We start from the raw sequence: 5,770 nt of genomic DNA, 5'->3' as shown, positions 1-5,770 counted from the left end.
CGTGGTGGCACGGCCGCCGCCACCCGAATTCGCGCTGCCAAAGAAGAGCTTGCCCGTCAGGTAAAACAGCGTGCTGAAGACCAGCATCACTGCGACCAAGGCGTAGGGGAAGGGGTTCCCGCTGAGGTCATTGATGCTGCGGAAAATCTGCACGGCTGTGACGCGATCGTAGTCAAACAGCAGAGGCACGCCCATCTCGGTGAAGGACCACACGAACACGATGGTGCCACCCGCGAAGACACCGGGCATGATGAGCGGCAGCGTCACGCGCCAGAATCGGCTCCAGGCGTTGCAGCCCATGTTTGCCGCGGCTTCTTCGAGAGCGGGATCGAGGTTTGAAAGCGCCGCCGCCGCATTGAGATAGATGATGGGATACAGGTGCAGCACCTCCATGACGATGATGCCCAGCATGCGGTGCTGCCCGAGCCAGTCCGTCGGATGCAGGGCGTCCATGAGACCGAGATTGATGAGCAGGCTGTTCAGCGCGCCCGCCTGACCAAGCATCGTCTTGATACCGATGGCCCCCACAAACGGCGGCAGGATCATGGGCATGAGCACCAGAGAGTTCATCAGCGCACGTCCCGGAAAGGCAAAGCGCACGTAGCACACCGCCAGCGGCAGGGCCAGGCACAGGGAGCCCAGCGTCGTCCACACCGCGATGGTGAACGAATTCCACAACCCATCACGGTAAAGCTCATTGAGAAACACCTCGGAGACATACTCCAGCGTGAACTGATGATCCGGCCCCCGAAACGCCGCCTCAAGCGCCGCCCAGATCGGGTAGGCAAAGAAGCACGCGAAGAACGCGGTCATGCCCAGGAAGATCAGCAGTGAGAGGGTTTTCGACATGGGGTGAAAGGGTTACTCGCCGTTCTGCGCCATCCTACCGGCCTTGATGTATTGATTGCGAAAGGCGTCTCCGAGTTCACGCGCGAGGCGTGTTTCCTGAACCTTGTCACGGGCAGCGAGAATCTTGGCGATGTTGCCGGTGGCGGCTTCGTATTTCACACGGGTGAGGTCTTCCAGCACCTTGATGGCGCGCTCCGGCATGCCATGATCAATGATGGTCTTCCATGCGGCATGGAGTTCATTATGGGAATCCACGCAGATGATGCGGACGATGAAGCGGATGGCATTGAAGGCTGCGGCGGTGCGCGCCGGGTGGTAGGTGAAGGCCTGGGCTTTTTCAAAGGGTGCCTCTCGCCCATCGCTCATGCGGGCGATGTTGTCCGGTGTGTAGAAATCATGCCTCACGGGCAGGCGGCGCAGAGCGTGATGCAGCGGGCCGTTGGGTTCGCCGACACGGTAGCTCCACAGCTTCTGCCCCTGATCTCCAAGCACGAACTCGATGAACGCGGTGGCCAGTTCCGGCTCAGGAGCGCCGCGTAGCAGGCCGATGGGATCCACACTGACCGAGGTGCCGCCCAGCGGTGCGATGAAGCCCACGCGTGAGGTGCCATCGGCCTTGCGCACGTCCTCTTCTGCAGAGCGTCCATAGAAGTCGATGCACATGCCCGCAGCGGCATCGCCCTTGGCGACTTCGAGCGGGATCTTGGTGGAGAAGTCGGTGAAGTAACGCGCGTTGGCGCTGATGCGCAGGATCAAGCGCAGGCCTTCATTCCAGCCTTCCGCGACGGCTTGGGCTTCGAGTTGATCCGGGGCGAGCTTTGATTTCGGCACTGCTTTGAGTCGATCATATGCGATCTGCATCTGCTGCTGGATGAGCATCTCCAGCGCCTTGGTCACCGAGCCGCTTTTGCCGGGATCACTCAGGGCGATCTGGCCGTAGTAGCGCGGATCGGCCAGGTTGTCCCAGGCCACGGGATCGGTGGCGATGCCGATGCGACGCAGCACATCGCGATTGAAGACCATGCCGCTGCTGGAAAGGCAGGTGCCGCACCAGCGGAATTGCGGATCGCGGAAGGGCTCGCCGCTGAGTTTCTCAGGAATGCCGGCATCGCTGAACCACTCGGGGTGCTTTTTCGCGAGACCGCTGAGGCCAGTTTTTTCACCATCACCCGCGACCAGCGTGCCCGCCTTGGCTTGCTGCTCGAAATCATAAGCGCCGCCGCCAAAGAACACATCAATGCCGGTGCCGATATTTGAGGCGAGGTAGGCTTTGCGTGCGGCATCCTCGGGTGCGGCCTTGGGGTTCAGGCAGGACTGCGCCACGGCGGGAGACCAAGTCTGATGCAACTTCGACTGCCAGTAGTATTGAAACGCCGCTGTGGCTTCGGACTTGATCAGCAGGGCAATCTCCGAAGTGCCGCCGGGCACGCGCCAGTCGATGAAGATCGTTTCTCCTTTCGTTTCTTTCCAGTGCCTGGCAAACGCATGCCCAAACTCCTCGCGAATGCGGTCATGGTGCGGGGATATAATGACCAGCCGCCGGTCATAATGCGCGGGGGCGGTGCTCTGCGTGGGCTTCAGCAAAAACGGACCTGCCAGCGTGGCCAGCATGAGGAAGAAGACGGTGAGTTCCTTCCGCCAGTGCCGGACCCATGCGAGCACGGCCTGGGTACGTGGGTGTGCCAGCAGAGTTGTGAGGCGCTCGTTCATTTGCGCAGAATCACGACATCACCCATCGCGGCCATAACACGCACTTCGTCCTCGCCGGGCAGGCGAAGGTCCTGCGGGTTGGTTTCGCAAACCTTGATCAGCGGACCGCCTGTCACTTGGATAAGGTACTGCACGGTCGCGCCCAGATAGGTGGTGTCGATGATGCGGCCGGGGAAGCGATTCGGGGAATCGAGCACGCTGCCAAACGTCAGCGCCTCGGGGCGCACGCTCATCATCACGGGCTGGCCGCTGGCGGGCTGCCAGATGGCGTCGGTGCGGCCGCGCAGGACACCGAAGGGAGTTTCCACATCGTAGAATCCTGCCCGGCTGCTTTCGCGCAGGGTGCGGCCTTCGACGAAGTTCGTTTCGCCGATGAACTCGGCCACCATGCGGGTCGCGGGATTGAGGTAGATCTCAGGAGCCGCACCCACCTGGATCAGCTTGCCGGCGTCCATGATGGCCATGCGGTCGGCCATGCTCAGGGCTTCATCGCGGTCATGCGTCACGTAAATGGCGGTGAGGCCGTGCTGCTTGACGATGTGGCGGATCTCCGTGCGCATCTCCAGGCGCAGTTTGGCATCCAGGTTGGACAGAGGTTCGTCAAGCAGGAGGCACTTGGGCCGGATGACCAGCGCACGTGCCAATGCCACGCGCTGCTGCTGACCGCCAGAGAGCTGCTGGATCTTGCGGGAGCCGAGGCCGTCCAGCTTCACCTGTTCCAGTGCTTCCGAGACGCGGTGTTCGATCTCCCGGCGCGGGCGCTTCCGCTCCTCCAGCCCGAAGGCCACGTTTTGAGCCACATTCAGGTGCGGCCACAGGGCGTAGCTTTGAAACATCATGCCCGTGCCGCGTTTGTGCGCGGGCAGGCGGGTCACGTCTTCATCATCAAACCAGATCTTGCCCGCATCCGGCGTGTAGAATCCGGCAATGTGGCGGAGCAGGGTGGTCTTGCCGCAGCCGCTGGGGCCCAGAAGGAAGAACAATTCCCCGGATTCGATCTGCAGGTTCACGCTGCTCAGCACGACACTGCCGCTGAATCGTTTGGTGAGTTCCTGAATTGTGATCGTGACCATGCGGGATTAGTTCAGGTTCTACTTGAGCGGCAGGACAATGGCAAGCTTCGCAGACATTCTCACGAGAACTCAACATCGCAGTTGCAAAGCCTGCAGCTCTGTCCAAAATGCACGTCCTCTCGCCAACCGGCAGCCACCCCAAAACGGCACCATTGGTGAGAACGTCAAACCTAGGTCGGGCTGTAGTTCAGCCTGGTAGAACGCTTGCATGGGGTGCAAGAGGTCGTGAGTTCGAATCTCGCCAGCCCGACCACGGTTTACGTTTCAGAGCCATGAATGGCGCTTTGTAGCGCGGAGATTTACCGCACGTTTTACGATGGCTACGGCAAGCCTCGTGGAGGCAGCCAGCTTCATTCCTTTTCCGCTATTTCCGTGACCCAGCCAGTGGAGACAATGGAGTGGATGTTTGCCCAGCCGACCTTCGTGTCCGTGGCGCTCATGGTGGCGAGCAGGGTGAACATGCCGCCCCTACCATCACGAAGCATGCGGGCGGCGGGTGAGATGCTAAGTGAGTCAGGGGTCGCGTAGGCGGCCAGAGTGGAGCGCTCATCTGGGTGGGTGAGTGTGAAGGAGAAAGCGCCCGCCACAGGCGCTACGGCGGTGGAGGGCTTGACGGTGACGCGCAGCAGGGCCGGCTTTTCCGCGCTGACCTGCGGTAGATCGGCAAAGCGTGACTCTCCCCACGCGCTGAAGCTCTCCCAGTCGAGGCGGTAGCCAGCTTCCGTCTTTTCCAGAGCCGCAAGGCGGCTGCTGCCATCGGCCATTTTCACCGGCGTGACCAGCAAGCTGCCCGCGGTGCCAAATTGCGGGCCGATGCGCAGCGGCACGGCGGGCATGATGCGGCTTTTCTGTGACCAAGTGCGATGACGCGGCATGGACTGGTCAGGATGACGCAGCAGAGTGGCCAGAGCATCGTCAGAGGGAGACTTGAAATACTGGCGCAACACCGTGGCGGCTTTTTCAAACTCTTCGCGTACTTTGTCGGCGGCCATGGCCTGCGGTATCAGTGGCAGTGCGACCGCTGGCTTTTTCACTACTTGAGTGGCCTCTGCGCCGGGCGTGCCGGCGGCTTGGGTCTGAGGGGCCGCCGCGACCACTTTCTCTGTTGGGTTGTCCTGTTTCACTGTGACAGTTGCTTTTTTGAGACTGGCGAGGAACTCATCATTAGCAGCTTGAGGGGTGGGCTGCATACGGCTGTTCACCATGCGAACGACGAGGCACAACGCGGCCAGGGCCACGAAGATGGTGGCAATGATGGGGCGGCGTGAGCGCCGGCGCTGAAGGGGAAGATTGGAGTAAGGACTGCGACGGGCCATAGGATCACTCATTCCTGTGCCTAGAAACAGGTGCTTCAAACGCGTGATTGTGTCGTAATTGCCACAAGGCGAAAATGTGACTCTTCGCGTTTCGACAGAGCATGTCGTTTGGTTGAAATCGGCTGGTTCCTTCATCTTTAACTCCTGATATGAAACGCGCCACACACACACTCGCAGTCACACTTGCATCGCTCCTCATGGCGATGAACGCAGAGGCTTTCACACTTCTAAACACCTACCAGCAAGGCAATGTCGCCCGCGCCGGTGGATCTGAAATCCTGTCCTACACCACGCATGATAACACCGTGCTGAGCACAGTAGGCCTGAATCACACGACGAATTCGAACGATGTCTTCGGTGTGCAGATCATGACCCTCTCTAGCGCCGGGGCGCTCAGCGAGCGTGACTTCATCGATTTGAAGACCACCTTTGGCGGAGATTCGGCCAACATGCTCGGCCTGAGCAGTGTGGCGGCGGATACTCAAAACCGCGGCTTCGGAGCTGCGGCGTTGATCCCCACCGCGAACACCACCACCACAGGCAAGGTGGTGCTGTATGACTACACTGCTGGCTTTTCCGGTGGCAGCCGGGTGCTGGCCACGCTCGATGTCGGCTTTCATCCTGACAGCGTCAGTTTCTCTGCGGACGGAACGAAACTGTTTGTGGTTAATGAGGGCGAATTCAACGGTGCCACCAACGCCCCAGGCTCCATCAGCGTGATCGACCTCACAGGTGTGACGAACACTGCTGGCGCGGCCGCTCTGACGGGCGCGGCTGTCACCACCCGAGATTTCAGCGCGGCGAATCTGACCGCAGGCATTG

Annotated in this window: 4 protein-coding genes, 1 tRNA gene and 1 pseudogene; 2 read left to right on the top strand and 4 right to left on the bottom strand. The window is 60.7% G+C overall.

Annotated features, from left to right (window positions below):
- From ACIREA_RS25085 to ACIREA_RS25075, 3 genes are all read right to left on the bottom strand, one after another.
- Window positions 1-849 (bottom strand): ABC transporter permease (locus ACIREA_RS25085; protein WP_397385066.1); only part of this gene is annotated, 849 nt, incomplete at its 3' end.
- 12 nt (window positions 850-861) lie between these two features.
- Window positions 862-2,559 carry an extracellular solute-binding protein gene (locus ACIREA_RS25080; RefSeq protein WP_397385065.1) on the bottom strand — a complete coding sequence of 566 codons (1,698 nt, stop codon included), beginning with the start codon at window positions 2,557-2,559 and terminating at the stop codon, window positions 862-864.
- The gene (locus ACIREA_RS25075; RefSeq protein ID WP_397385064.1) at window positions 2,556-3,632 is read right to left on the bottom strand and encodes an ABC transporter ATP-binding protein; all 1,077 of its coding nucleotides are present in this window, start codon (window positions 3,630-3,632) and stop codon (window positions 2,556-2,558) included. Before ACIREA_RS25075 ends, ACIREA_RS25080 begins: the two co-directional genes overlap by 4 nt.
- Before the next feature lie 176 nt (window positions 3,633-3,808).
- Between ACIREA_RS25075 and ACIREA_RS25070 the strand changes: the two genes are divergently transcribed.
- A tRNA-Pro gene (locus tag ACIREA_RS25070) sits at window positions 3,809-3,885 on the top strand.
- A 97-nt stretch (window positions 3,886-3,982) separates the two neighbouring features.
- Here the strand turns inward: ACIREA_RS25070 and ACIREA_RS25065 are convergent.
- Window positions 3,983-4,948, bottom strand: coding sequence for a hypothetical protein (locus ACIREA_RS25065; protein WP_397385063.1), 966 nt, complete (start codon window positions 4,946-4,948; stop codon window positions 3,983-3,985).
- A gap of 149 nt (window positions 4,949-5,097) precedes the next feature.
- Here ACIREA_RS25065 and ACIREA_RS25060 point away from each other — a divergent pair.
- Window positions 5,098-5,770, top strand: a pseudogene (locus tag ACIREA_RS25060) (hypothetical protein); the annotation flags it as partial.

It is taken from the genome of Prosthecobacter sp. (assembly GCF_044373815.1).
Classification (GTDB): Bacteria; Verrucomicrobiota; Verrucomicrobiia; order Verrucomicrobiales; family Verrucomicrobiaceae; genus Prosthecobacter.
Note: the sequence above shows the minus strand (reverse complement) of the source record. Positions and strands in the feature narration are given on the sequence as shown.